The following is a 795-nucleotide window of genomic DNA, read 5'->3' on the forward strand; positions in this document are numbered from 1 at the left end:
ATCTTTTAGGTGCTTTTTGGGCTCTGTCGATGAAACTGTTTCGACGGTAATAAGACCTTTTGAGAAGTTTACTTCTGAACGACTCAAGTAATTATCTATGTATTTCACATAGTTACTTGTACCTGCAATCTTTACTTCATTGCTGCCCCAACGTTTTTGGATGTTACCCGAGAAGCTATTGATGAGGGCATCGAGTGCGCCTGTATCTTTCTCGAATTGACCCGGTAGCTCGGCAAGGTTGCCTGCAAAACGGTTGGTCGGTTCATAATTGACGTCATAAATGCTCTCAATGAACTCTCGGCTACAACCGGTAAGTAGCATAGCCGCTAGGAAGTAACTCAGCTTTTTCATAGGTCCTCATACAAAAATGACATCACAGCGCGAACCATGATGTCATTAAACTTGGTGTAAATAAATGTCTTATTCGCTTGGTGGCGTGTAGCCATCAATCACGACATCTTTACCTTCGAAAAGGAAGTTAACCATTTCTGTCTCAAGCAGTTTTCTGTGCTCAGGATCCATCATGTTTAGCTTCTTTTCATTGATAAGCATGGTCTGCTTGCTTTGCCATAGTGCCCATGCTTCTTTAGAAATATTGTCGAAAATACGCTTACCTAAGTCACCTGGGTAAAGTTGAAAATCTAAGCCTTCAGCATCTTTCTGTAGGCGAGCACAAAATACAGTGCGGCTCATAATGGTTCCTCTTGTCGTATTCGTCTGTTTAAACGTGATCGTTTAATTCAAAGGTTAGGCTTTCTAATAGCTGCTTAACAGGGGCAGCTAAGCCTATCTCTT

2 protein-coding genes and 1 pseudogene are annotated in these 795 nt (G+C 41.8%); all 3 read right to left on the minus strand.

Going from position 1 to position 795, the window contains the following annotated elements; all coding sequences use genetic code 11:
- On the minus strand, positions 1–351 hold a 351-nt coding region (locus tag KIV40_RS32565), incomplete at its 3' end, for a murein transglycosylase domain-containing protein (RefSeq protein ID WP_285353497.1).
- A 69-nt stretch (positions 352–420) separates the two neighbouring features.
- Positions 421–693, minus strand: a complete 273-nt coding sequence (locus KIV40_RS32570) for an oxidative damage protection protein (protein ID WP_032549860.1) — start codon at positions 691–693, stop codon at positions 421–423.
- 28 nt (positions 694–721) lie between these two features.
- Positions 722–795, minus strand: a pseudogene (locus tag KIV40_RS32575) (adenine glycosylase); the annotation flags it as partial.

Source organism: Vibrio sp. D173a (genome assembly GCF_030248475.1).

Excerpts from the sequence above, each read along its gene's own strand:
- KIV40_RS32570 (WP_032549860.1), bottom strand. The coding sequence starts at position 693 with ATGAGCCGCACTGTATTTTGTGCTCGCCTACAGAAAGATGCTGAAGGC.